Origin of the sequence: Sphingobacterium sp. WOUb80 (genome assembly GCF_050058145.1) — a bacterium.
Taxonomy (GTDB): Bacteria; Bacteroidota; Bacteroidia; order Sphingobacteriales; family Sphingobacteriaceae; genus Sphingobacterium.
Window position 1 is genome coordinate 5,362,158 of the sequence record NZ_CP165617.1, and the last position, 25,083, is coordinate 5,387,240.

16 protein-coding genes are annotated in these 25,083 nt (G+C 41.2%); 13 read left to right on the forward strand and 3 right to left on the reverse strand.

The window, feature by feature from the left end; translation table 11 throughout:
- The first annotated feature begins 98 nt into the window (after window positions 1-98).
- A complete protein-coding gene (locus AB1Z56_RS22210) occupies window positions 99-1,607 on the forward strand; it encodes an alpha-L-fucosidase (protein ID WP_309359648.1) in 1,509 nt (502 codons plus the stop codon).
- A 76-nt stretch (window positions 1,608-1,683) separates the two neighbouring features.
- Here the strand turns inward: AB1Z56_RS22210 and AB1Z56_RS22215 are convergent, their stop codons facing one another.
- The gene (locus tag AB1Z56_RS22215; protein WP_426790209.1) at window positions 1,684-2,328 is read right to left on the reverse strand and encodes an HAD family hydrolase; all 645 of its coding nucleotides are present in this window, start codon (window positions 2,326-2,328) and stop codon (window positions 1,684-1,686) included.
- A 254-nt stretch (window positions 2,329-2,582) separates the two neighbouring features.
- Between AB1Z56_RS22215 and AB1Z56_RS22220 the strand changes: the two genes are divergently transcribed.
- Genes AB1Z56_RS22220 through AB1Z56_RS22275 form a run of 12 tightly spaced genes read left to right on the forward strand, consistent with a single transcriptional unit; the run spans window position 2,583 to window position 22,537 of the window.
- A complete protein-coding gene (locus AB1Z56_RS22220; RefSeq protein WP_426790210.1) occupies window positions 2,583-5,516 on the forward strand; it encodes a SusC/RagA family TonB-linked outer membrane protein in 2,934 nt (977 codons plus the stop codon).
- Between the two features lie 23 nt (window positions 5,517-5,539).
- Window positions 5,540-7,057 carry a RagB/SusD family nutrient uptake outer membrane protein gene (locus tag AB1Z56_RS22225; RefSeq protein WP_426790211.1) on the forward strand — a complete coding sequence of 506 codons (1,518 nt, stop codon included), beginning with the start codon at window positions 5,540-5,542 and terminating at the stop codon, window positions 7,055-7,057.
- 14 nt (window positions 7,058-7,071) lie between these two features.
- The gene (locus AB1Z56_RS22230) at window positions 7,072-7,743 is read left to right on the forward strand and encodes a hypothetical protein (protein ID WP_426790212.1); all 672 of its coding nucleotides are present in this window, start codon (window positions 7,072-7,074) and stop codon (window positions 7,741-7,743) included.
- 4 nt (window positions 7,744-7,747) lie between these two features.
- Complete coding sequence (locus AB1Z56_RS22235; RefSeq protein WP_309359658.1) at window positions 7,748-8,785, forward strand: DUF5007 domain-containing protein; 1,038 nt, start codon at window positions 7,748-7,750, stop codon at window positions 8,783-8,785.
- 29 nt (window positions 8,786-8,814) lie between these two features.
- A complete protein-coding gene (locus tag AB1Z56_RS22240; RefSeq protein WP_309359660.1) occupies window positions 8,815-11,985 on the forward strand; it encodes a SusC/RagA family TonB-linked outer membrane protein in 3,171 nt (1,056 codons plus the stop codon).
- 12 nt (window positions 11,986-11,997) lie between these two features.
- Entirely contained in the window at window positions 11,998-13,500 is a 1,503-nt protein-coding gene (locus AB1Z56_RS22245) for a RagB/SusD family nutrient uptake outer membrane protein (protein ID WP_309359662.1), read from the forward strand.
- A 13-nt stretch (window positions 13,501-13,513) separates the two neighbouring features.
- Window positions 13,514-14,245: a fasciclin domain-containing protein gene (locus AB1Z56_RS22250; protein WP_309359664.1), complete on the forward strand. Its 732-nt coding sequence runs from the start codon at window positions 13,514-13,516 to the stop codon at window positions 14,243-14,245.
- A 16-nt stretch (window positions 14,246-14,261) separates the two neighbouring features.
- Window positions 14,262-15,851: a DUF5008 domain-containing protein gene (locus AB1Z56_RS22255; protein ID WP_426790213.1), complete on the forward strand. Its 1,590-nt coding sequence runs from the start codon at window positions 14,262-14,264 to the stop codon at window positions 15,849-15,851.
- Between the two features lie 18 nt (window positions 15,852-15,869).
- Window positions 15,870-17,594, forward strand: a complete 1,725-nt coding sequence (locus AB1Z56_RS22260; RefSeq protein ID WP_426790214.1) for a DUF4983 domain-containing protein — start codon at window positions 15,870-15,872, stop codon at window positions 17,592-17,594.
- Window positions 17,595-17,612: 18 nt separating this feature from the next.
- Window positions 17,613-19,625 (forward strand): M60 family metallopeptidase, encoded by a 2,013-nt coding sequence (locus AB1Z56_RS22265; protein ID WP_426790215.1) that lies wholly within the window; start codon window positions 17,613-17,615, stop codon window positions 19,623-19,625.
- Window positions 19,626-19,635: 10 nt separating this feature from the next.
- A complete protein-coding gene (locus tag AB1Z56_RS22270; RefSeq protein ID WP_309359672.1) occupies window positions 19,636-21,402 on the forward strand; it encodes a LamG-like jellyroll fold domain-containing protein in 1,767 nt (588 codons plus the stop codon).
- Window positions 21,403-21,415: 13 nt separating this feature from the next.
- A complete protein-coding gene (locus AB1Z56_RS22275) occupies window positions 21,416-22,537 on the forward strand; it encodes a discoidin domain-containing protein (protein WP_426790216.1) in 1,122 nt (373 codons plus the stop codon).
- Window positions 22,538-22,662: 125 nt separating this feature from the next.
- On the opposite strand, the gene AB1Z56_RS22280 is transcribed toward AB1Z56_RS22275, so the two are convergent.
- Window positions 22,663-23,688 (reverse strand): endonuclease/exonuclease/phosphatase family protein, encoded by a 1,026-nt coding sequence (locus AB1Z56_RS22280; protein ID WP_313266326.1) that lies wholly within the window; start codon window positions 23,686-23,688, stop codon window positions 22,663-22,665.
- Between the two features lie 7 nt (window positions 23,689-23,695).
- Window positions 23,696-25,075 (reverse strand): DUF5689 domain-containing protein, encoded by a 1,380-nt coding sequence (locus tag AB1Z56_RS22285; RefSeq protein WP_426790217.1) that lies wholly within the window; start codon window positions 25,073-25,075, stop codon window positions 23,696-23,698.
- Window positions 25,076-25,083 lie beyond the last annotated feature (8 nt).

Sequence of the window (25,083 nt, forward strand, 5' to 3'; positions counted from 1 at the left end):
CGCATAATGTAGACTTTCACGGGTTGCTGTTTGAGGATATTGTCTCCTGAATAAGTTAGAAATATATAAGAATCGTTGAAATAAACAATTAGAAAAATATGATAAGCTATAATAGATTGATGGCGACCTTGCTGCTCGGTAGTACGCTATTGGCTGGGAAAACTGCTTCTGCGCAATGGACAGGGCCGCGTAAAAAAGTCGAACAAAGAATTGAGGTAAAATACGGGCCTTTAACGCCTGCGCATCGGACAGATGAAGCGATGGAACGTTTTCGTAGCTATGGTTTAGGCCAGTTTATCCACTGGGGTCTTTATGCGATCCCCGGAAATGAGTGGGAGGGGGTAAGTGCTCGGAAGGGGGCCGCTGCTTCGGAATGGATTCGTACTTGGAGCGGTACTACGGCTCCAAAGGACTGGAAAAACACCTATGATAATTTATACAAGCAATTTAATCCCAAAGAATTTGATGCGAAGCAGTGGGCTAAGCAAGCCAAAGATATGGGGGCTAAGTATTTGATTTTTACTACTAAACATCACGATGGGTTCGCCTTATGGCCTTCAAAATACACGGATTATACTATCAAGAAGAGCCCTTATAAAAAAGACGTTGTCAAAGCGGTTGTGGATGCATATACAGCTGAGGGCATCGATGTATTTTTGTATTTTTCAATCATGGAATGGAATAATTCCAACTATATGTCCAAGGTGCCATCCACACCGGAGGAGAAAGCTAAATTCAATAAGTTTTTGGAATATACACGTAATCAATTATTGGAGCTTCTTCAGAACTATCCACAGATAAAAGGATTTTGGTTTGACGGTACCTGGGATCAATCCTGGATTCAGTCCTATGAATTTACCTATAAACTGGAAAAGGAACTTCGCGAGAAACATCCCGGATTAATCATCGGTAGCCGTTTCCGCAATGATGAATTTGGAAAAAGACATTTCGATTCGAATGGTGATATGCTGGGGGATTATGAACAGGGATGGGAACGGAAAATGCCGAAGGAGTTTGAATGGTTGGAAGGACGCGATTGGGATTGTGTCATGACGATTCCACCTAATGGCTGGGGCTATATGAAGGACTGGTCTGGCATTTATACGAAGACATCTGACGATTTGATCGATATGTTGATGAATTGTGTATCGATGAACGGGAATTTCGTGTTGAATTTTGGCCCCGATGGAAATGGGCGTATGCATCCGGGCGAGGACAAACTGGCGAAAGAAATTGGCGACTGGATCAAAATCAATGGAGAAGCTGTTTATGGTGTGCGGCATGCCGGGCTTGCACCATCTAAACTGGGGTATTTTACAAAGAAAGAAGATAACCTCTATCTTACAGTTTTTAATAGACCTGTCAATAATATTGTCCGTATTGCAGTGCCTAAAAATGCAACAGCAGTCCCAACAACGGCAGTATTGCTCCAAGATGGACAGTCCTTGGTGCTAAAACATGCTGATATTGGTTTGGATCTTGATAAAAATACCTATTATGATGTTGTACTTCCAGCATCATTTGTGGCCAATAAAGCTTTTGTTATAAAAATGAAATTGGGTAACCCCAAAACGCAAAGCGAGCAATTGATGGATGCGAAAATGTAGCCTCCTGCTTTAAAAAAAAAGCGGCACTTGGATCACGATTGATCTGGGTGCCGCTTTTCTTTTTTATAATATACGATTATATAATACCTAGCAGTTCTTGTGGTCTGTGGATAATATATTGAGCGCCATGTTCCTTTAATTCGTCTTCATCGCGAAAACCCCATGTCACACCTATGGCTGTTACCGAAGCATTATTGGCAGTATCCATATCGACCGATGAATCACCAACATAAAAGCAATTTTGTTTGTTGACACCCAATGTCTCGATGCTGTCCAGGACAATTGCGGGATCGGGTTTGGCTGGATGACCTGAGCGATGGCCCAGGACAAGGTCAAATGAAATATCGGGGAAGTATTGCTGCATCAGTGGGATGACAGCTTCATGATATTTATTTGAGGCCACGGAGATGAGGTAACCTAGGGATTTTAGTTCTTGGAGTAATGGTATAATTCCTGTATAGGGTTTGGTATGCGATATAGGCTTTTGTTCATAATATGTCTTAAAAGCTGCAAGCAATGCTGTAATCGTCTCTGTAGTCCGTGCTTTTTCGGGCAATGCCCTTTCGATAAGTTTCTGTACGCCATTACCTACAAATTTCTTATAAGCGACGAGTGGATGGGTTGGATATCCATAGTGTTCAAGAATAGCATTGCAGCTGTCCCCGAGGTCTTGTAATGTGTCTAGCAGTGTTCCGTCCAGATCAAATATAATAAGCTTCATGAGTTAAATCTAGTAAAAAAGTAGGATTTATTACCTGTCTTTTGATGTTATGCAAACGTTTGCTCAATATACGCAAACGTTTGAGTTGTTTTGGGAGTAGTGATATTCAAGTTCACTTATATATATTTGGTCAACTAACAAGCAATTATTGCCGTACCAGAATTAGAATTTTATAGCCGTAGCATATAATATTATATGCCTTACAGAGATACGCTTTTACCAATTCAAAATTTATAGCCTAAAGTCAAAATCGAATGAGAAGACTATTTTGTTTTTTATTTCTTGTGCCTATGTTTCACAATAACCATGCGAAAGCTTGGGATAAGTGGAAGTTGCAGCAAGACACTTCACAGATCAATGAAGCGGATCAACAGCTTTTGCGAGGAAGGCTTAAAGCCCTGTTGCAGAAGCAACAGGTGAAGGATAGCCTCAACAAAGGAAATGTTGAGACACTGCCTCTTGTGGGAATTCCTCAGGTATTGAAAGGACAGGTCTCTGGACTTTATGTTCAGGAATCTACTGGTGAACCTGGAACTCCAAAGAATATGGTTATTAGAGGGATAGGAAGTCCGCTGCTTGCAGCTAAAGATGCTGTTGGGGTTCAACCAGCGGTGTATGTCAATGGTATACCGATAGCACGGGATAATAATTTTACCTATTCGATTCAGCAATATCAATTTAACCGTTTAGGGCCAGGGACAGATAATTTTGCAGGAATAGAACTGTCTACGATTGAATCAGTTGAAGTCATCAAAGATCCTGTCTTATTGGCAAAATTAGGTCCTTTAGCAGCTAATGGCGCAATCTGGATTTTGACCAAACCCGGAAAGGAGGGTAGACGGGAAATCAGTTTTGATGGTTATGTTGGATTAGCAACTAAACCGGTTGTAACTCCAGTAAATGCGCAATATGAGAATTTGTTTCGGTCGGCCTTTTATGATAAATATGCATCTGCATCCGATAAATTAAGTTATCCGGGTTATCTGAGTGATGAGACTAATGTAAATTACTATGGTCCTGCTAATTGGGATGATGCATACTATAAAAACACACCGATTTATGGTGGTAATCTGGGTATAAGAGGCGGTGGAGACCGTGCGAATTTTGCTTTTATGGGCGGCTATATGAAAAATGCCAATGCAGCTGATAAGACAAATATTGAACGTTATAATGCCCTTTTTAATGTCAATATGGCGCCCTATAAGTGGTTTAATTTTGGGACAACCATCAATGCTAGCCGCAGTTTGCGTGACCGGAATCGTAGTTTACGAGATCGCTTTGGCGAAGCGGCTTATGTGCCGGATTTGGCCGTTCCAATTTCTCCGAATAAGGATAAGTATAGCGAATATCTTGATGTCTATAAAGGGGCATTGGATAACAATACGGTTAATATGCTCAACTTGGCTGTTAATTTGGATCTCTACCTATTGCCTAATCTTAAATTCAATACAAACTTTGGCGTAGATTATTCCGAGGGTAAACGTGAAGCATTCTTTCCAGGATCACTGATGGAAACAAATAACTATATGTCGAGTTATTTTGGTTTTAATCAGCGTTTGGTGTTCAATAATAGTTTGGACTACAATTTCAAGTTCGAAGACAAGCATAAATTTGATTTTAAGCTGGGGTCTGCTTATACCCAAGATCTGTATCGCTACCATTACGGACGGGCATATGATGGCCCCAATGATTTTATTAAGGTCAATGTGGTTGAGGGAGACTCTCAAAAGGGAAGCTATCTTACGCCGATCGGTGGACTTTATGTCAATCGCTGGTCCAATCGGGAGGATTTTAGATTACATTCGTTGTATTTGTCTGGTCATTACACATGGAATGATCGTTTGGATATTAACGCATTATTACGATATGATGGTTCGTCAACTGTACAACCAGACTCGCGTTGGCTGATGACCCCGGCATTCTCCGCCAATTATCAATTTGTAAAAGAAGGTGAAGCAGAAGTTGTTGACCAATTAAGTGTAAAGGCTTCTTGGGCGCGAATTGGCAAACCCATCTTTACGAGTAAATATGCTGTTGGCCCCAATTATACGGCTGATTTAAATTGGGGGTCGGAGAAGTCATTGGTTTCTTATAATGGATTTGCGGTCGCTTCCCGCCCTTATTCAGAAGGATGGGTAGGTTACGGTATTCAATGGCCGTATACTGATCATGCTGAGCTGACAATTGACGGGACTTTATTGGAAAAGCGATTGGATGTAAGAGCATCATTATACCAAAAGAAAGATGTGAACCAATTGATCAATATGCCTATCCCAGCGGAGTATGGATATTCCGGACAGATTATCAATGGTCTTACGGTTCAAAATAGAGGTGTGGATTTGAATGTGGGTGGGAAAATATTGAATGATCCTGCTGGATTCCAATGGACTTCATCATTAAATCTAAATTTTAATCAAAATAAGCTAACGGCATTACCAAATGGAAAAACCGAACTGAAAGTCGGAGATCGTTTATTACGTGTTGGACAAGCCGTTGATCAATTTTGGCTATACGAAAATGAAGGAATTTATAATACGGACGCAGAAATTCCTGTTCAAAATGGCCGTAAATTGCAATTTGATGGGGTCGATTTTGCCGCCGGGGACCCACGTTGGAAAGATCAGAATGGAGACTTTGTTATTGATGAGAAGGATCGCGTATTAAAAGGAAATGCTATGCCTAAACTGGTAGGCGGTTTTACTAATCAGTTTAAATTTAAAGGGTTTGAATTGAACATGCAATGGTATTTTGCTTTAGGTCAAAAAGCACTAAATCAGCGCGCAGCATCCAAATATGATTTTATCAATACCGAAAATACTAATTCGCTGGACGGTATTCGCGAAGTATTCCATTGGCAACAAGATGTGGATATTACAAAATATCCGATCTATAATCCATGGAGTCCACTTGTTGCATACCGTGTAGACCAGGATCTATTTCTCGAAAATGCTTCATTTCTTAAACTTAGAGCATTGACCTTAGGTTATGATCTGATTCAATTAAACGGTATAAAGAATAAATTCCAAACGATGCGCCGAGCCTATGTATACGTTTCGGGAATGAATCTATTGACGATATCTAAATTTTCGGGAAAGGATCCTGAACTAATTGATTTCAATGGCTACTATACAGGATATGGATTACCACTTTCTCCGATGGTCAGTGTAGGGATAAAATTGGAACTGTAAACCTTAATAATTGAATGTTTAATATGAAAAGATATAATCAATGGGGGAAGTACCTCGTGCTCATGCTGAGTATGTCGGTGTTATTTTCTTCTTGCAATAAAAAATTAGATATAGTAGCCAGTAATGTTGGTGCTGAAGGGCGGGAATGGGCATCTGTATCTGATACGCGTGCACATTTGATGGGCATCTATGGCCTGATGCGAGCGGCTATGGTTGATAATTATGGGCACTGGGTTTATGGAGAAATGCGTTATGGTGATTTTAATTCCTATTCGCGGGCTGATTTACGTGTTGTTCAGGAAAATAAGCTGAAAGCTTCTTATCCGCTTATAAAGGACTTGACGGACTGGAGGCGTTTTTACGCGGTGATTAATGCAGCCTCATTATTTATTGAGCGTGCACCGGAAGTTTTGAAAAAAGATAGCCGTTACACGGAGCGGGATCTGAAATATGATATTGGCCAAGCCCGCAGTATTCGAGCGTTGATGTACTTTTACATGGTACGTATCTGGGGCGAGGTTCCTTTATTAAAGGATTCCTATGATAATGGGAGCTTTGCTGAAGTAGCACAATCTTCTGAATCTACGGTTCTTGCATTTGCAGAAGAGGAGTTGCTTAAAGCGGCTGAGGACCTGCCTTATCGATATGCCGTTGGTCAGCAAACTTATTATGGCGAGTCAGAATCTGTCTGGAGCGGAGTTTTGGTGAATAAAATCACAGCTTATTCTATTCTAGCGCATATTGCTGCTTGGCAGGGAAAATATATCAATGCGGATGTCTATTCAAAATTTGTGATTGATAATTATACACAGGCTAATCTGGCTTTGTTAAATGTGCCATCGCTTGTGAGTCCGACAGACGGTTTATTTGGTCCGAGCACACGTGCACAGATTTTAGCGATCCGTTCCTCTTATGAACTTGGAGAGGCAACGAATACAGGTCACCTTGAATCCTTGACCTTGGGTTATCCGATTGTAACGAAAGCCAAACCGGATATTTTTGTTAACCGCGATACAATCAATGCCATCTTTGATGACCCTAATGACACGCGTTTTGGTATTGACTCTGTTTCAGGACTGATTCGAACAAACTATTTCACCAATTATAACGGCGACATACCGATTTTTAGTAAGATCAAAGTGATTCGGAATGGTGAAGGAGACTCTGATTTCTCAATTTTTGGTTCAAACTTAGTGTTTACACGTTTAGAGGAGATTTTCCTATTATATGCAGAAGCCAAGACGGTGCTTAACCAACGGGATGAAGCGATAAAATATTTAAATCAAGTCAAAGCACAGCGGGGATTGAAGCCTTATATTTCATCGTCGCCAAAAGACTTGTTAGGAGAGATATTCTTGGAACGCCGGCGCGAATTGATGGGAGAAGGATGGCGATGGTATGATCAGATTCGTTTTGCTAAAATCAAGAAAAACAATCCTACTTTGAACACTTTGATTGAAAATGGTGGAATTTTTTGGCCGATATCAGCAGATGTATTATCTCGAAATTCGAAGTTGAAACAAAATTCCTATTGGAAATAACCAAAGCACTAACCATGATGAGAAGAATATACTATATAGGATGTTTTTTGCTATGCATCCTACTTGGATTTACCGCTTGTAAAAAAGGGAATACCTATTATGAAAACTATAGCTTGAACTATACGGAGTATAATGGTACGACTTTACAATTTCTGGAGGAGCAAGGATCAACCTATGACTCCCTGTTGTTAGTTTTGGAACGTGTGCCGGATTTACGGGCAAAGCTTGGTAATACGTCTGAAAAAACGACATTCTTTGCTTCGACAAATAACAGTTTTACTAATGCACTTGAAGCGTTAAATGCTGTACGTCAAGCCTCAAATCGCTCAAAGATGTATCTGGAAGATATTCCAAAAACCATTTTGGATACCTTGACCTATCACTATGCTTTTGATGGAATCTATGATACAGATGCTTTACGGGACTTTGTTGAAGGAAAAGAAGTACTTTCTATTGATAAATATCGGATGACCATACAGTATAAAGTTACTTCTGCCTCTGGAATCGTTGGCGGCGGACAGCAGCAGCTTGTACTCAGTGATATGAACAATTCCATATTTAAAAGATATTGGCAGGAAAGTAATACATCCGTTGTCAATATTCGAACAACCAATGGTATGCTACATATTTTGGCACCGAGCCACAATTTTGGATTCAGCAAATTGGCCAAACTCTTAAACAACTAACATCATGAAGATGAAATTTTATACTTCCGTAAGAAATATAGCGATGTTTTGTCTGGGATTATTGGTCCTGGGAGCGTGTAAAAAAAATATACCCACCGATCAAGATTCTTTGGGCGAGGATATCGTATATAATACAACTGAGTTTACGCCAGTGCTGGGTAGAAATACTTTTTACAACAATATTGTCAGCATTGGACAGAATACCTCACAGCCCCTCAGCTTTAAGATTGTCAATGTACGCGATTTAGATGGGGAACCTGCGACAGTGTTTAACGATAAATTTCCAGTCAAAGTTTGGAAAGAGGCTTATACAGGTTTTGAAAAAAGTATCGCGGAGATCGAAGCGAAGAGAAAAATTGAGTACCGTCCCTTATTAGAAATTCTCGAGCATTCGGGTAATATCAACTTTTGGGGACAATCTGCCCGCTCGGCTTTTGTTAAGGCACAGCCAGACTCAGGCTATGTGTTCGATATTGAAGTTACCAATACAGGCGGGCGACGTTACTTGCGTAATTTTAAATTAAAGCCTTTCCGTGAGCAGGCTTATGAACCGAGTATTGAGGATCCAATTACAGGTTCGTCTTCTTATCCCTATACCAATGCTATTGTGTCAAATATGATTGGCGAGCGCACAGGAAGACCATTAGGTTCCGCCGATATTCGAGTTTATATGAATAAAACTGAAAATACGGGAAAGGGTGCTAAAACGTTGACTATTAGTTTTTTGGATTCATTAAATAATCCAATAGATCCGGCTAAGTTTAGTGAGACCGATTGGCCGAAGCTGGTTCATGGATTTAATCCTAGGGTGGTCGATAAGAAAGTAGTTTACGATGTTGCTTACCCTATTCCTTTAGCTCGTATAGAGACAGAATATACACTTGGCAACGGAACGGCAGCCTATTTGGCAATTGCGTATAGAAGAAAAGGGAATCTTGGCTATTTGGAATTATGTGGGTTTTCCATTCCGTTTGCAATATATGAAGAGGGAGATTGGGAGATTCAGTTCCGATTTCCACATGAAGCGCCAAAATTTGATTGATAGTGACCGGTTAACTTAGCTTAAGAATTATGAAACAATTATGTATACTAATACTCTTTTTTACCCATGTGCTAACCAATGGTGTACTAGCGCAGTCCACGATGATTAAGGGGACGGTAAAAGGGAATGATAATAAGCCTCTGGCGGGAGTATCCATTAAATTGGAATCTCCAAAAAGGGATCTGGGCAAAACGGGAGACGACGGCCGCTTCGTTATTTCGGTGCCTGCACAAGGTGTAATGTTATTTTCTTATCAGGGATATGCTACGGTTAGACAGACCGTGGGCGATTCAAAAAAAGAGTATAATATTGTGATGCAGATGACTACACATGAACTTGAAGAAACAGTGGTTGTAGGTTATCAGCAACGGAAACGTGAAACACTAACGGGATCTGTTGTAACCATTTCAGGAAAGGAAATTCAAGATATTCCTTCGGGAAACTTTGTGGATCTTTTGCAGGGTAAGGTCGCGGGGATGAATATCCAAAATAATACGGGTAGTCCCGGAATGCGTGGATCGATTGCTGTACGCGGTATCTCCAATTTTAATGTATCTGGTAGCGGTGATAATACCTTTTTAACCCCAACTTCACCTTTGTTTGTCATTGATGGTGTTCCTATCGATGATAACTCTGGATACGAGTATGGCTTTGAAACTGCCGGGCCTGGTGTATCACCTATCTCGATGATTCCACCTGAAGATATCGAAGATATTACGGTAATGAAGGATGCACAAGCTACTGCACTTTATGGTTCACGTGGAGCGTATGGGGTCATCCAAGTGCGGACTAAACGAGGAAATTCTAAGATTCCACTTGTTCAGTATCAATTTCAAGGATTTATGAGTGCGGTGCCTCCATTACGTAAAGTGATCGGCGGCCGTGATGAACGTATGGTTCGGATTGAACAAATTTTAATGAATGATACGACGCTAGCAGCAGCGATTCAGCGGATTAATGATTCTCCGATGCTGGCAGATAGTTTAAATCCGTATTACAACAATTCGACGGATTGGCAATCCTATTTCTATCGCAATACCTATAATCAAACACATAATGTGAACATCTCGGGAGGAGAGCGTGTGTTTAATTATAAAGTGAATATGAATTATTACGATGAAAATGGTATCATCGCAAATACAGGGTTCAAACGCTATACGGTACAGTCCAATATGCAATATGAACCTAATGACCGCTTTCGGATGATGGCCAATGTGAATGCCAATTTAGGCCAAAATCGAATGGGAAGTGGTAACGCAACGATGCAAACAGGGGTTGGAAAGTCCGCCAATACAACTTCCTTGTACCCTGCTCCGTCACTCTATTCGGGTAGCATGGATGCACTATCTGCACTAAATGTAAACGATGACAATAAAACTGGAAATTACGTTGCTCAAATCGAATTGCAATATGAACCTATTAAAGGTTTAAGAGGAACCACTACCTTTAACTACAATTATACAACTGCAACAAAAGATCGGTTTACACCCGAATTATTGCTAGGAAATAGCTCCGAGGTATATGGTTATTATCAGAACAAGAGTAAGGTATATAACCGTAACCTATTGTCTTGGGTTAAAATGTTTGGTGAAAAACATATGATCAATGTATACGGATTCTCAGAAATGGAAATCTCGTCATCTTCTGAAAATCTAAATAAGTTCAGGGGGACTGCCAACGATCAATTCCAAACAGGTATCAGTTACGACACACGTAAAACTTTAGGGGGGTTACTTAATAATCTTTCTAATTTCCGCTCTATCGCCTATGCCGGTAATTTCTCTTACAACTACGATTCAAAATATATTCTTGATCTCACTTACCGCGTGGATGGTACTTCCGTTACTGGCGGAACATCTCCATGGTCATCCAATCCTTCGCTCGGTTTTCGTTGGAATTTTAAGAAAGAGAATTTTATGAAAAATCTGGATTGGTGGGACACAGGCTTTTTGCGTGGATCGGTAGGTCGTACGATTTCTCCAACGGGAACTGTGGCTGATCTATACGGATGGTATAAGGTCGATGACGGCCGTTATAACAATAGACCGACAACGTCTCTTGATCTAAAGAATGCCCCAAATACAGGACTCGTTCCGCAGACCACAACACAATGGTCAGTGGCTGCCGAACTAGGTTTTTTCAACAGTGCCTTATATGTTACGTATGAGACTTATTACAAGCAGTCCGATAAAATTTTGCGTTCGAAAGCGATCGCGAACCATAATGCTTTTGAAAATGTGCTCACGAATGAGGCTGCAATGGTTAATATGGGCCATGAATTGACCATTAATGTGCGGCCACGTTTTCAAAATCAGGACTGGGACTTTACAGGTACAGCAACATTCGCTTTGAATAGAGGTTTTACGACTGCATTGCCGGATGGTGCTAGACAATTGATCCAAGCAGACGATTCAGGATTCGATCTGCCGCAACTTTTTAGGTTGGGAAGAAACCCGCTTACGTTCGTTTTATATGATTATAAGGGCGTATACAAATCGGATGATGAGGTCCCAGTGAATCCATTGACTGGACAGCGTTACCGCGCAGGTGGGCCACTTTCAGATGGAAAATACTTCCGCGCAGGGGATCCTATTTTTACTGATCTGAATGGCGATTACATTCTAGATGAGAATGATTTAATATTCGTTGGTGATGCGCAGCCAAAAGTGACTGGCGGGTTTAGTTTATATACGCGTTATAAGAACTGGTCTTTACGTACACAGATCAATTATACGTTGGATCGGGATATTTTGAATACCGCCCTAGCAGACCGTTTTCGTAATTATGATAGACCAACAGGGATTAAAGAGGGCGATTTGAAATATATTCCAGGTGCTTATGTCCCTTTGGATGCTTACAATGTATGGCGTCAGTTGGGTGATAATGCTGATTACCCGAATGTATCTGATTTTACACGTTTGTCTCTTTATAACCCCTATCGTTACAATTCGACCATGTTTCTGGAAGATGGTTCGTGGTTGAAATTAAGCTCAGCGACAGTAGGCTACAATTTTAACCGGATGTGGTTAAAGCGTTATGGTTTGACTTCTGCACGACTCAACTTTACTGCGAGTAATATCTTCACCTTTAGTCATTATTCGGGACCGGATCCGGAGTTAGTGACCGGGGTAGGACGGGATGGATCCAATGGATATCCAAGCAAAAGAACCTATTCGTTGGGGGTCAGTGTACAATTTTAATATGAAAATCTCATGAAAAGAAAGTTTATATATACAGCGTTACTTGGAGTTAGTTTAGTACTAGGCTCCTGTGGTAAGGATTTCTTGAACATTACACAGATTGATAAATTGACAGGTAACAATTACTGGACCAATAAGGGGGATGTCGAGCAATATATGGGTGGAATCTATTCTACATTCCGGGAAGCAACTATGACGAATATTTTCTTTCCAGCGTCTGGAGACTTGCGTTGCGCACCGACTAATCGTACTAGTGCGACAAGTGGGTCAGGCCGGGATTATATTGCCTATTTGCGGAATAACAATCTGTCTATGATTTTTGCCCGTGAAAATGATTTTTCCTATTTCGGTTTTCCAAGAATAACGAAATGGGACACTTTTTATAAAATGGTCCAAAATGCAAATATTGTTTGCTATCAGCTGGATAATAAAGATATGCCGTTTTTGTCTGAGCGGCAAAAGAGCGCCTATAAGGCCGAGGCGATCTTTCTTCGCTCTTTGGCCTACTTTTTTATGGTGCGTCTTTATGGGGATGTTCCTTATTATACCGATGTGAATACGAACCCATTGCCACGAACGAATATGGTGACTGTGTTGAAAAATATTTCGGCTGATTTGGATGCAACCTATCAAGATCTTCCCTGGACTTACGATGATCCTTCTGTAGTTGCTGTTAAGGCAATGCGAGGCAGTGCCATTGCATTGAATATGCATATCAATATGTGGATTGCTGGTTTTACAACAGAAGATAAATCCATTAACTATGAAAAGGTGGCTACTCTTGGGAAAGAATTGATGGAGGAAAACGGAGGGGCTTATGAATTATTGGATCTAAAACGAACCAAGGAAATTTTTAAAGGGCGTACCAAAGAAGGTTTATTTGAGATCGTGCAAAACTTTAACTATGGCGAGAGCTTCCATTTATCAGCTTCTTACTCGGATTACGTATTACATGCTCCAAATAAGGTAACATCGAAATCCTATATTTATTATGATCCGAAATTTATGGAAAAAATGTATCCACTGGCGGAAGCGGATCTGCGTAAGACCTATTGGTTTGATAAAGATATTTATTCGACGAATGGTGATTTCCAATGTTTGAAATTCTCCAATGTATTTATGGAAGAAGGTGAAGACAATAATCCAGATGACAATCAGATGATATTTCGTTATTCCGATCCGATCCTTTTGCGTGCCGAAGCCTTAGCAGAATTAAATCGCGACGAGGAAGCGCGTACCGTAGTCAATGTTATTCGTAAACGTGCTGATGCTTCAGAAATTTCAGTGTCCGGCGATGAGCTCAAAGATGCAATCTGGTGGGAGCGAGTTCGTGAACTGTTAGGTGAGGGTAACTTTTATTATGATTTGGTTCGGACCAAGAAGGTCATGAATACTGAGTATACTATGGCACCGATGTCGGTAGGCGCATTTAATGCAGGTGGATGGACATGGCCTATTGATAAGTCTGCAATGGCCAACAACCCATATATGCGTTTAAACAATTATTGGAATTAAGAAAGGAAGAAAGATGAAAAGTTTATTGAAACTAACTCTGTTTTTGACAGTGATGATACTAGGAGTAGTCGCTTGTAAAAAAGATGATTTTATCGATACTGGAGTTCATAATCCAAAATTCGATGGTACAGTTTGGCAGTATCTGGAGTCACGTCCCGATCTATTTGATACGTTGATGGTCGCATTGAAGATTTCTAAACTGGATGAGGTGTTAAAAAAGGAAGAAGTGACCTTTTTTGCCCCTCCGGATCCAACAATCCTAAAAGCTGTGTGGCGGCTCAACCGAACATTATATGTCTCAGGCCAGGATACAATAACCAAACTGGAACAGATTAAACCAGAGGTTTGGCGGAAATATCTGGGACAATACATTCTCAAAGGAAAGTACTTATCGAAGGATTTTACACAGATTGATACCATCAATCTGGCGGCATACCCAGGCGGGGTTTACAAAAATTACGATGGTTCGGACATGAATATTGGTGTCTTGTACAACGATGTGCGCTCAAATGATCAGGTGATTAAATATGCAGGTTATCGCCAGCTCTATTTCAATTTCCCTTATTCAAGAACTGGTGAATTTGAGGAATATTTGACTCCGTTTATTACAGCACCTGTGGCAACATCGGATATTCAACCGGCCAATGGTGTATTGCATGTTTTGCAATTTTCAAAGCACACCTTGGGTTTTGTGGGAGCTCTTTTTGCCAATGAGGCATATACGACTGGCGTTTTACCAAATTAACTGATTTGACTGAATAATGATGAAACGATTAAAAACAAAAATAGGATACCAGCTTGGTTTGCTGTCCTGCCTTGCAATAAGTTCCTGCAGTAAGGATATTGCCCTCGGCACAGATCCTTATGCGGGTGGAAAAGGATCGCTTGGCATTGGATTTTATAAAAGCTATTCGGAGCCAGGGACCGCAAAACCCGGGGAATTGGTTGACTTTTATGTGAAAGGCATTGCACCATATCTTGGCAAACTTAACTTCTATGTCAATAATACGAAAATGGAAGTGGTCAGTGCAAAAGATTCTTTGGTGACTATTAAGGTACCGGATCAAATTTCTTCGGGCGATGCGAAGATCGAAGCCGATGGGCAGGTATTCTACGGGCCACGGCTAGAGATTGACGGTAATGTTTCCAGGGATGTCAACTACGGTATGGTGAATGGCTTTTCCGCGATGGTGACGGATATTTTAGCCAATGCGGGTGGTTATATTGTAACTGGTGGGTTTGGCAATTTTGAAAATGAGGCTGTAGATAAGAAGGTTTTTCGGAATGGCATTCATTTTATTGATGGCAACGGAAAGACTTCGACCGCAATGACATTTGGTGAGGGCGCAAATGGGTACGTAAACTCAGTTACTAAAATGAGCGATGGAAAGTTTATATTAAGCGGATTTTTCAATAAGTTCGATAAAAAAAATGTCTTTGGTCTTGTTCGGCTTAATCCCAATGGTCTTGTGGACTCCACAGTAGTCGATGTGATTAATACAACGGGCAATCCAAGAGATGGACGCGATACGGTATGTACCTTTAATGCAGGAACTACGGGTAGTGTCTCTAAGGTTTTTGGGGTATCAGATAATCGCGTCATTGCGGTTGGGAATTTTGACACGCACTATAAGATCGATTATACCTATTCCTCCCGTGGGAATAAACGCCCAATTGCAACGAAAGTGAAGCATATTATGCGCATGAAAGCGGATGGATCTTTGGATTCAAGCTATATGATAAATAATATCGGTGCAAATGCGGCTATTTTCGATGCGGAACTGATTGACAACGAGCGTGTCATCGTTACAGGGCCATTTACAAGTTTCAATGGTCAGCCTGCACGGGGGATCGTCTGTATCAAAGCTGATGGCAGTATAGATCCTTCCTTTAATTTAGGGGGAACGGTTGATCGTGTGTTTGACGTAAGCTATAATGCAAAACTGAAAAAAATTCTGATAGCGGGTGTGTTCAGTGGTTTGGGGGCAAATGGGAAAGTAAAAGGGATCGCTGTAATGAATCTGGATGGCAGTATTGATGACCAATTTGTATTGGGCGATATAGGCACAGGATTGGCGACCTTTGCACAGATGCTGGATAATGGGCGGATTGTAGCTCAGGGCACTTTCGATAGCTATAATTCAATTAAGAGATCAAGCTTCCTGGTATTGGAGAAAGACGGTACCTTATTACAGAAATATAATAACCAGTCACCTTTTGAGGGCAGTGCAGCTAAAATTATAGAATCGACCTCATCGTTGGGTTTTCCGGCATTATTGATTGGTGGAGGTATTTTACAATATGGGGCAGATCGTGTTGGAAATGTCTTTAAGATGGAAATCAAGGATTAACCTTTTATTGAACCAAATATGAATAAGTATATAAAAATAATAAAAAATACCCTTTGGGGAATTGGAGGAATGCTTTTATTGGTTGCCTGTAATAAGGATTTTCCAAATTTGCTCCAGAATTTTAATGAGGCGAAAGATAGCCCTGAAAGTAAAGATAAGGTTTTGTTGGTTATCGTGGATGGGTTGTCGGGATCTGTTGTACAGGATATTGAACCTGAAAACATGACGCTCATGACCCGCAATGGATTGGTAACATATGGCAGTTTAGCTGATCCGACTACGGACTTTGAAGTAACGAATACTTCTGTTGCGGCGTCACTATTGACTGGCGTTAATAGTGATAAAACCGGTGTTACATCTGAAGATATCAGTACATTAAATTCGCAATATCCAACCATCTTTGAGCGGTTGAAAAATGAAGCACATCGCTCCAATTTTTATACTTCATCTTCAGCATATGGTACTTACCTTGGTAAAGATGCAACGGTACAGGTAGGAACAGATGATCAGGGTGTAGTGACCGATGCATTAAAGGGCTTACAGACCGATTCTGCCGACTTAAATGTGGTTCATCTTACAAAAGTAGAGCAAGCTGGAGTGGCGAGCGGTTACACAAGTGAGTCGACTGATTATGTCACTGCTGTTCAAAACGCAGATAAGCAAATTAAACAATTGGTAGATGCAATTAAAGGCCGAAAATCAATTTCCAATGAAAACTGGTTAGTGATCGTTACTTCAGGAAAAGGGGGCAAAACTAAAAATTCAGAGAGCGATTTTACGGCATATGGAGATAGTGAGCGGAGTACGTATACGCTGTTATACTCGCCTAAATTTGCGCGGAAAATCATCCCTCGACCGAGTGCAAAAGATATTCCTTTTGTGGGCAACGCAACACGCTACACCTATGCGGCCAATAATCAGGTGTATGGTCAGCTGACTGATCCGAACAAGTTTAATGTAAGTGCAAGTGAAGATTGGACGATTACTTTTTTTGCAAAACACAACAGCCCGAATACGACTTATAACTATGCAGTTTTTCTTGCCAAACGCTTGCAGGGATTCAGCGGAAATGGTTGGAATATCTTTTCAGAAAGCGGTGGGTGGGGTTTCAATAGCTCTTTTGCGAACCAGACCTTTGGTGATTACATCAACGATGGTGAATGGCATGCGCTTACTGTTGTGATTAAACGTAGCGGTACGCAAGATTCGGTATATACTTATACCGACGGTACAAAAAATTCGATAGCAGGTAAGGTTTCGCAAAATGTGGTTGCTAATAGTAATTTTGACAATACAAGCCCATTACGGATTGGATACAGCCCTGGTGATGGAAATACGGGCTGTGATCTTTCACTTTGTAATTTACAGATTTACAACCGTGCCTTTACCCATGATGAGGTAAAACGCTATGGCGGTGTAACACATATTGATGAGTCTTTCCCATTTTGGACTAGTCTGCAAGGGTATTGGCCGGGGTATGGCGATGTTAATACCAGCAAACTCACGGAAAAACGAGGAAAGGGTGCGGGAGATATAGCGCTTAAAGGGCCGGTTTCATGGACAAGCTTCAATGAATTGGTTCCTTTCTTTCAGCCTCCAATCGAAGGGTCATTTTTTAGACAAGTTCCAAATGCGGTTGACGTTCCTTTTATGGTCTATCAGTGGCTGGGGGTAACCGTAGAAAGTGCTTGGAACTTGGATGGAAAAAGCTGGAGTCCAGCGTATGCGCAAATCAGAAAGTAATCATTAGAACTAACCAATATGAATAAGATATATATAATGGGAATATTTGCAGGGATGATTGCTTTGGCCTCATCCTGCAGCAAATATGGCTATGACTTTAAAGATGGTTATCAGCTTGGGGACTCCACTGCTTCCGAGATTTTAACAGATACCACAATGGGGAGGCCCGATAAGAGCATGTATACACGTGCTCGGATCTATCCCGGGCTTGTGGGCGATGGCGTCAAACGCGTAATGGATACAACGGTGACTCTATTGCTGAATAAGCAATATGTAGACAGAAATGAGTTTAAGGTTCAGGCGACGCCAGCACCTTATTATAGTACAGGACTCTATGCACCGGCAGGAGAAGTGGTGCGGATTACTGTTCCGCAAGGAGTAATGGGACTTACAGTTCAGCTGGGGGTACATGAGGACAATATTGCGGGGAAGGATGCCCCTCGCCGTGATGCCCTTATCTATACCCGTAAAGAGCTTTTTCCAGGTGTTAACTATGTCCGTAATTTGTATGGTGGGACGATCTGGATTATCAAGGAGAAGCCAATGGCCTCACCTGTAGCACTAAAAATTGCGGGAGCTGTCAAAGCTACCGACTTTATCCTTGGAAAAAGTACGATTGCGCAGTGGCAAAAGGATGTTATGGCCAGTGATGTCCCTTGGATGGATCTAATCGGCAAACATGTCGCATTCTCGGTGCCGCGTTCGCTTATCTCCCGATTTATTCAATCGGGTCAGGCAGATCATATTGATGAGGCGCTGGAGCTTTGGGATAAAACGTATGAGGAAGATTACTATGATTGGATGGGATTGAGTCGCAATGCTCCCGATATTATTAACCGTTACCCCGAGTTTTGGGAGCGGGGTGTCATGGATATTCATCCATCTGCAGGCTATGCACATAGTGGTAGTCCATGGGTCATGCAGGAAGATGAATACTGGCTTGATGAGCTGATTAACCCGAATACAATTAAAAAGGGAACTTCTTGGGGAACATATCATGAGGTTGGGCACAATTATCAGGCCGTGTTTGCATGGAGCTGGAGTGATCTGGGCGAGACGACAAATAACTTGTTTATTTTTAACGCCGCGCGGAAACGTGGCAATACGAATCGGATTTCATTTCACCCGGCTTTAAAAACAGAAATACCGGCAGGACTAGCTTTTGCAAAAGATAATGTGCCGAAGAATTTTTCAAATATACCGCTCAGTTATGGTCTCAGTTCTGCCAATAACGTGGTGTTTGCACGCTTGACGCCTTTTCTGCAGATTTTTGATAAAGTAAAGGGAAAAAATGGTGAATCGGGATGGGATTTCTTCCCTTATATTTATGCAAAAGCTCGGAATGAGAACTTCTCAACATCGCTGGAACAAGCGAAACGGGATTATTTTTATCGTCAACTCTGTCATTTTGCTGGTACGGACTTCAATCGTTTCTTCATTGCCTGGGGTATTCCTGTCAGTGCTTCGGCAAAGCGAGAAATACGTAATCTGTATCCGCCGTTGACAACAACCTTATGGGAGTATAATCCATTGACATTTACTGGTGGCGATACACCGCTTCCGACCAAATATAAATTGCCAAGCAATCTTTTTACGTTCACAGCGAATGTTGCGACGGCGACGAATGAAAGTTTGGGGACTTTTGCAGCATTAACTGATGGTAAGACAGATACCTACTGGCATACCTGCTGGTCCGGTTGTAGTATTCCAACAACCCTTCCTGTTGAATTAACCCTTAACATGAATGAGATGAATGCCTTTAAGGGGTTCTATATTCAAAATCGTCAAAACAATACTTTTCAAACGAAAGTGAAGGTGTTAGTTAGCAGTGATAATAAGAATTGGAAAGAAATGGGAACTTATACATTGGCTCAAAGTGCTGAAAATACGGCGCAGCGCAATGCAATACGCGAATTTGCATTCTCCAGCATTGTGGAAGCTCAGTATGTCAAGTTTGTGTTCCCGGATCAGAACCTGGGTGGAGCTGTTCACGTAGCTTTGGCCGAAATTGGTGTGTTTTATGATATTTAAGCTGAGTAATATGAAAAGAAAATATAGTCTGACAAAGCTTGTTTTGATCGCTTTAGGTGCGGTGTTCACCTTAGCAAGCTGTACAAAGTATGCAAATCCGGCGGCAGTATATGAAGATTACGATCAAGGGGTAGATCAAACCGTGAAGAGAAGGGTCTTGTTTATTTCCATTGACGGGGCTGTGGGGTTGGAAATGAAAAAGATCATGCCAACGAATATTGCGGAGCTACTGAAAACAAGTAAGTATTCATTTGAAGCAATTGCAAATGAGAATACAAAGGATGCTGCCACGTGGACGTCAATGATGTCTGGGGTAACTCAGGATAAGCATCAGATTGAAGACGATTCGTATATTCCAAAACCGGACGAAAATGACCCGCATCATAATGCTTCGGGCTATCCTTCCATCTTATATCGAATTTCAACAATTTCTCCGATGACAAAAACCTATGTTGTTGCGCGTGATCAGGCAATTACGACTAAACTTTTGGTAAGCGCAGACGAGGCAACTGATGTCAATACGGATGAGGAGGTTAAAAATAAAGTAATAGACCTGCTAGGAAAGAAAAATCCGGGACTGGCAGTTGTACAATTTAAAGATGTTTTACAGGCAGGTATAGCTGGGGGATTTTCTGCAGGTAATGCTGGGTATGTTGATGCGGTAAAGAAGGTGGATGGTTATATTGGAGAGATTATGAAAGCCTTAAAAGCACGAAAGAACTATCCTTATGAAGACTGGCTGGTTATTGTGACAAGTAATCATGGAGGGACAGACAAAGTGTATGGCGGTGACTCATATGCTGAGCGAAACATATTTGCAATTTTCCAAAATAATAATTTCAAACAGTTAGAACTGAAAGCAGATATCATGAAATCTATGCGTTTTTATGGTTTTTATGATGCAGGACAAACTTCTTTCGCCGGGTATGGACCTAATGCTTTTCGCGGTCGGAACAATCCAGTTTTGGCCAATGAATCTATCTATGAAGTTGCTAAAACAGGTGAATTGACAGTTGAAGCAAAGATTAAAATGAATCCGGTGGACGGTAAATTTGATTATGCCAGTAATGCTCCATTTCTAGGCAAGAATGCTGCTCGGACAGGATCGACAGCAGGATGGGCATTTTTTAAGTCAGGCAGTGCATTAACATTTTTTGTTGCGGATGGTAGTACGAATGTACAGCCGGGGATGGGGCCTGTTTCGTCTGTTGGCGAATGGACACATATTGCGGCAACAGTTGCTAAGGTAAATAATGTACCTACAGTCAAAGTTTATGTCAATGGTCTAAAAACGGGTGAAGCGACTAGTACGACGATGAATCTTAATAATGTTACGAGTGCCACTGGCTTGACTTTCGGTTACTTCCCTTATATTTTTTCGGGTCTAGCCGTGGATATGCAGTTGTGCGATGTGCACATTTATAACAAAGCTATGGACGAAGCAACATTGAAGAAAAATGCCAACCGTGTTGGAATTCCGGATGCTGAATTGACAAATCCTAACCTTGTGGGCTATTGGCCAATGGATGGTCTGGTAAACAATTCGTTTATGAACAAGGTGGCAGGAAATCCAAGTATTGCAGCACAAGGGTCCTCACGGCTTATTCTTTCCGGTAATACCTTGCCTTTTGTCGATGCGAATAACACGGTGTTAATTCAACCTGCAGACATGTTTACCCAAATTTTCTATTGGCTGGAATTACAGGCACATAAAGACTGGAACTTGGACGGTCAAGTTTTCCTTAATAAGTATGAAATCGAATTCTTAAAGCCTTAAAGGATATTGTACAATGAAGAAAAGATTTAAAGTTGTAATTGGCAAATGCCTTTTGATTGGCAGCATTTTGTTGGCAGTTCAGGCATGTAAAGAAGAGGAACTCGTATTTCCGCCACAGTTGGAACAGGAAGCCGTGGTCAGTGAGAAACGTCCTACTGCTCGTCCCTCTAGTTTGACCTATGTGTCGGCATTTAATCAAAATGTTGAAATTTATTTTCCAAAGCTGAGTGATCGTGTGACAAAAGCAACCATCACTTATATGGATGGAACGGAGAAGAAGTTAGAACTTACCAAGTTTGAAGAGCCGGTCATTATTCATTTGAGTGAATATAAGCCCTATGATTTTGCTATACAGTATTTTACCAAAGAAGGGACATCATCAAAAGTGACGACTACTGTATTAATGCCATTGCCTTCCGAAGTAAAGTATAAGCTCGATAATCTACAAACCGAGCCGATTGACGGTGGTGTGAAATTTACTTTTCCTAAAACCCTTGACCGCTCGTTGAAATATACGATCACTTACACGGTCGAAGGGGAACAAAGAACAAAGAATGTGGAGGGACCAGCTGTAGAATCCATAGCTATTGATAAATTATTTGATGAAACAAAACCAATTTCATTTAAACTTACTATTGTTGACGCTGAACTGAAAATTGAAGAAAGTAAAGTGATCGCGCAAGTTCCGGGACCACTGCCCGAGTTTACCGATCGATCCAATTGGATTGCGACAGTTTCAGATTCTCAGATTGATGATGGAGGGGGAGCAGAAGCGTTAATAGATAACGATATAACGTCCTTTTGGCATTCACAGTACGATGATCCATCGATTCCTTTTCCGCATTGGTTCAAAATTGATTTTGGTAAGGAACGATTCATTTCTAAGATTGGAATGATCAGAAGATCAGGTGCAAATAACGGTTTTATTAAATATGATTTAGAAACTTCATTGGATGGAATCAACTTCACAAAAGTAGCTTCAAATCTGTCATTTGATCCAACAAATAGCGATTGGCAATATTACAAGTTACCTAGTGTTACTAAAGGGCGTTATGTTAGGGTGACCATGACAAAACCAAAGGATGCTGGCGATGATTTTACACATCTGGGTGAATTTAAGGCTTTTGGTTATTAAATTGAATTGTCGTTTATTTATAAGAGGGGAAATCTATTAAGATTTCCCCTCTTATATTGAAAGGAGTTTGCTATAGGAACATCCTATCAATACGAGGCAATTAGCAAAATAAGTTGTTTTTTAGTTTATTTTACCAAATAGATCAACGTTGGAAAGTGATCGGAATAGCCATTGATAAATACTCCGCCGGAAAATGTTCGGTGCGGATAACCTTTGTTGCGGCCTTCCTGTTGCACCAAAAAGTCCCGATTGAAGATTTCTGCTTTGACAAAACGTAAGCCTTTGTTTTTATTGTCCAATAATGGTCTGGAAATAATGATCTGATCAAAAAGGTTCCACTGTCCTTGATAACCAAGAGATCCAATTCCCTTATCGTAAAACTTCCACATGGTATTATACAATCCCTGAGCTGGTACATCTTGTGGATTTTTCTTTGCCTGCAATACTTCCTTTACGCTTTTATCTTTGGGATCATCATTTAAATCGCCCATGATAATAATCTTCGCTTCGGGATTTTCGCGATATAGCGAGTCACATATTCCTTTGGTAATGCTGGCGGCAAATTCACGTAGTTCGGAAGATTTGTTGCCATAGCGTGAAGGCCAGTGGTTGACAATGATATGCACTGTATCGCCGGCGATAGTGCCGGATATCAATAGTTGATCACGTGTCTTGAACCCGGGATTCTCTGGCAAATGAAAGGGATACGCCTGATCGCGATATGGGGTAAAGAATTCTGGGTTATACAGAAATCCAACATCCACACCACGGCGGTCCGGCGAATCGTGATGTACAATCTTTAAACCCAAGTCACTGAGTTGTGGGTCTTTGGTCAGATCTTCGAGGACACGGCGGTTTTCAATTTCGGCTACCCCTAAAGCAATGGGCCCGAGGCTTGAACTAGGCGAACCAATGGCACGAATTGCTCGTGCCATATTTTTTATTTTTTGTTGGTATTTTGCTTCCGTCCATGTATTGGCACCCTTTGGCGTAAACTCATCGTCATTGATGGAAGAATCTTTTACGGCATCGTATAGATTCTCCAGATTGTAGAATGCGATGGGATAAACCCGACGGTTGGTTTGTGCGAAACTCGGGTGCGCAGCAAATAAAAGGAGAAGTAAAATACAGCTGATGTGTTTATAGTTCATCTTTTATTTATTTAGTAACGATAATCGTATTGTCTGAACCGTTTCCGCCAGTTGCGCTTACGATTTTAATATTATCTAGACGGAAGCCAAAGGCATTGTCGGCGCCAGTCATTATAAATTCGATGGTACTGGTCGCGGCAGGTGTAATATTCGGAATGCTGATTGTATAATATTTATTGCGATCGTCTGTTGATTTGATAGTCACTTGAGTGCTCGGAATAGTATAACTTGTTCCGTTAATTTTAACTTTCATTGCATTTAGGTTAGTCGTCTCATCAACATTATAGATGTTAGGTACAAGCTGGTAGCTCAATGTAAGATCCGTTTTGTTGGCCGTTTGTATTCCAGCGATTCTGAGCGTGATATCTTTATTTGCCGGGAACCATACAGAAGCACTGATTCCAGTTGCTGTACGAATGTCAGCCGAGCCACTTTCTTCGGTATAAGTTACTGGAGACTTCATATCAAACCCTGTAAAGTCCGCAATTTTTGGGCGGTTGCCACTTGGATAAGTACCGTCACCAAACGTTTCGCTGAATATTGTTCCTCCAGTTTCGGGATCAGTTGGTGTTGTTCCAGCATCTGTACCGTCAAAATCAATAACATCTGTTTTGTCACGTAAGAAGAGCTGCCAACCACCATTGTAACGACCTAATATTCCGACTAGTGTTCCGTTTCCTTTAGGAAGGATCTCTTTAGCAAAGGTGGAGAAGTTGCTGTTGCGCACATCTAATGTTTTGCCATTCGCATCTTTGACTACTTCGCTGACAGTAGCGGTTCCACCCGCGAAGGCATTAATGCCACCGTTGTTGAAGCGCACATTTTTAATGATGACCAATTTGTTGACCATTGATGCGTCTAACTTGGACAGGTCTACTTCCAACGGCGTTAAATTAGCCGCATTAGGCCATCCACTTACCTTGGTGTGTTCTTGAAAGATCTCCCAGGCAATACGGTTGGCATTGGTTCCACTGAATCCAATCTGCAGTTCGCTGCCATATTTCACCATGGATAAACCTTTTAAGCTGACGTATACTTCTTGTCCAGCACGAAATGTCGTGTACATGCTGTTTTGATCGACTCCTAAATTGATGGCCGCAGTTTCATCCTGAATGTACAGTTGTTTGTAGATATTACCCGAAATATCGTTTCCGGTCACCACTGCTTTAATGATCAGATCTTCATCAATGACTTTTGGATCGGTGATATTGGCGTATTTTTCTTTTAACGCGGCTATCGTGGTGTTTGCATTGGGGCCGTCGTAGATCGGTTGAGTCAATAAGGGGGCTTCAGGATCGCGCTTACAGGCTCCTGTAAATAAGATGAGTCCAATACAGATGAGCGATAGCATCGATGTATAGACAGCTTGTATATTTTTTTTATTCATCGTTGTTG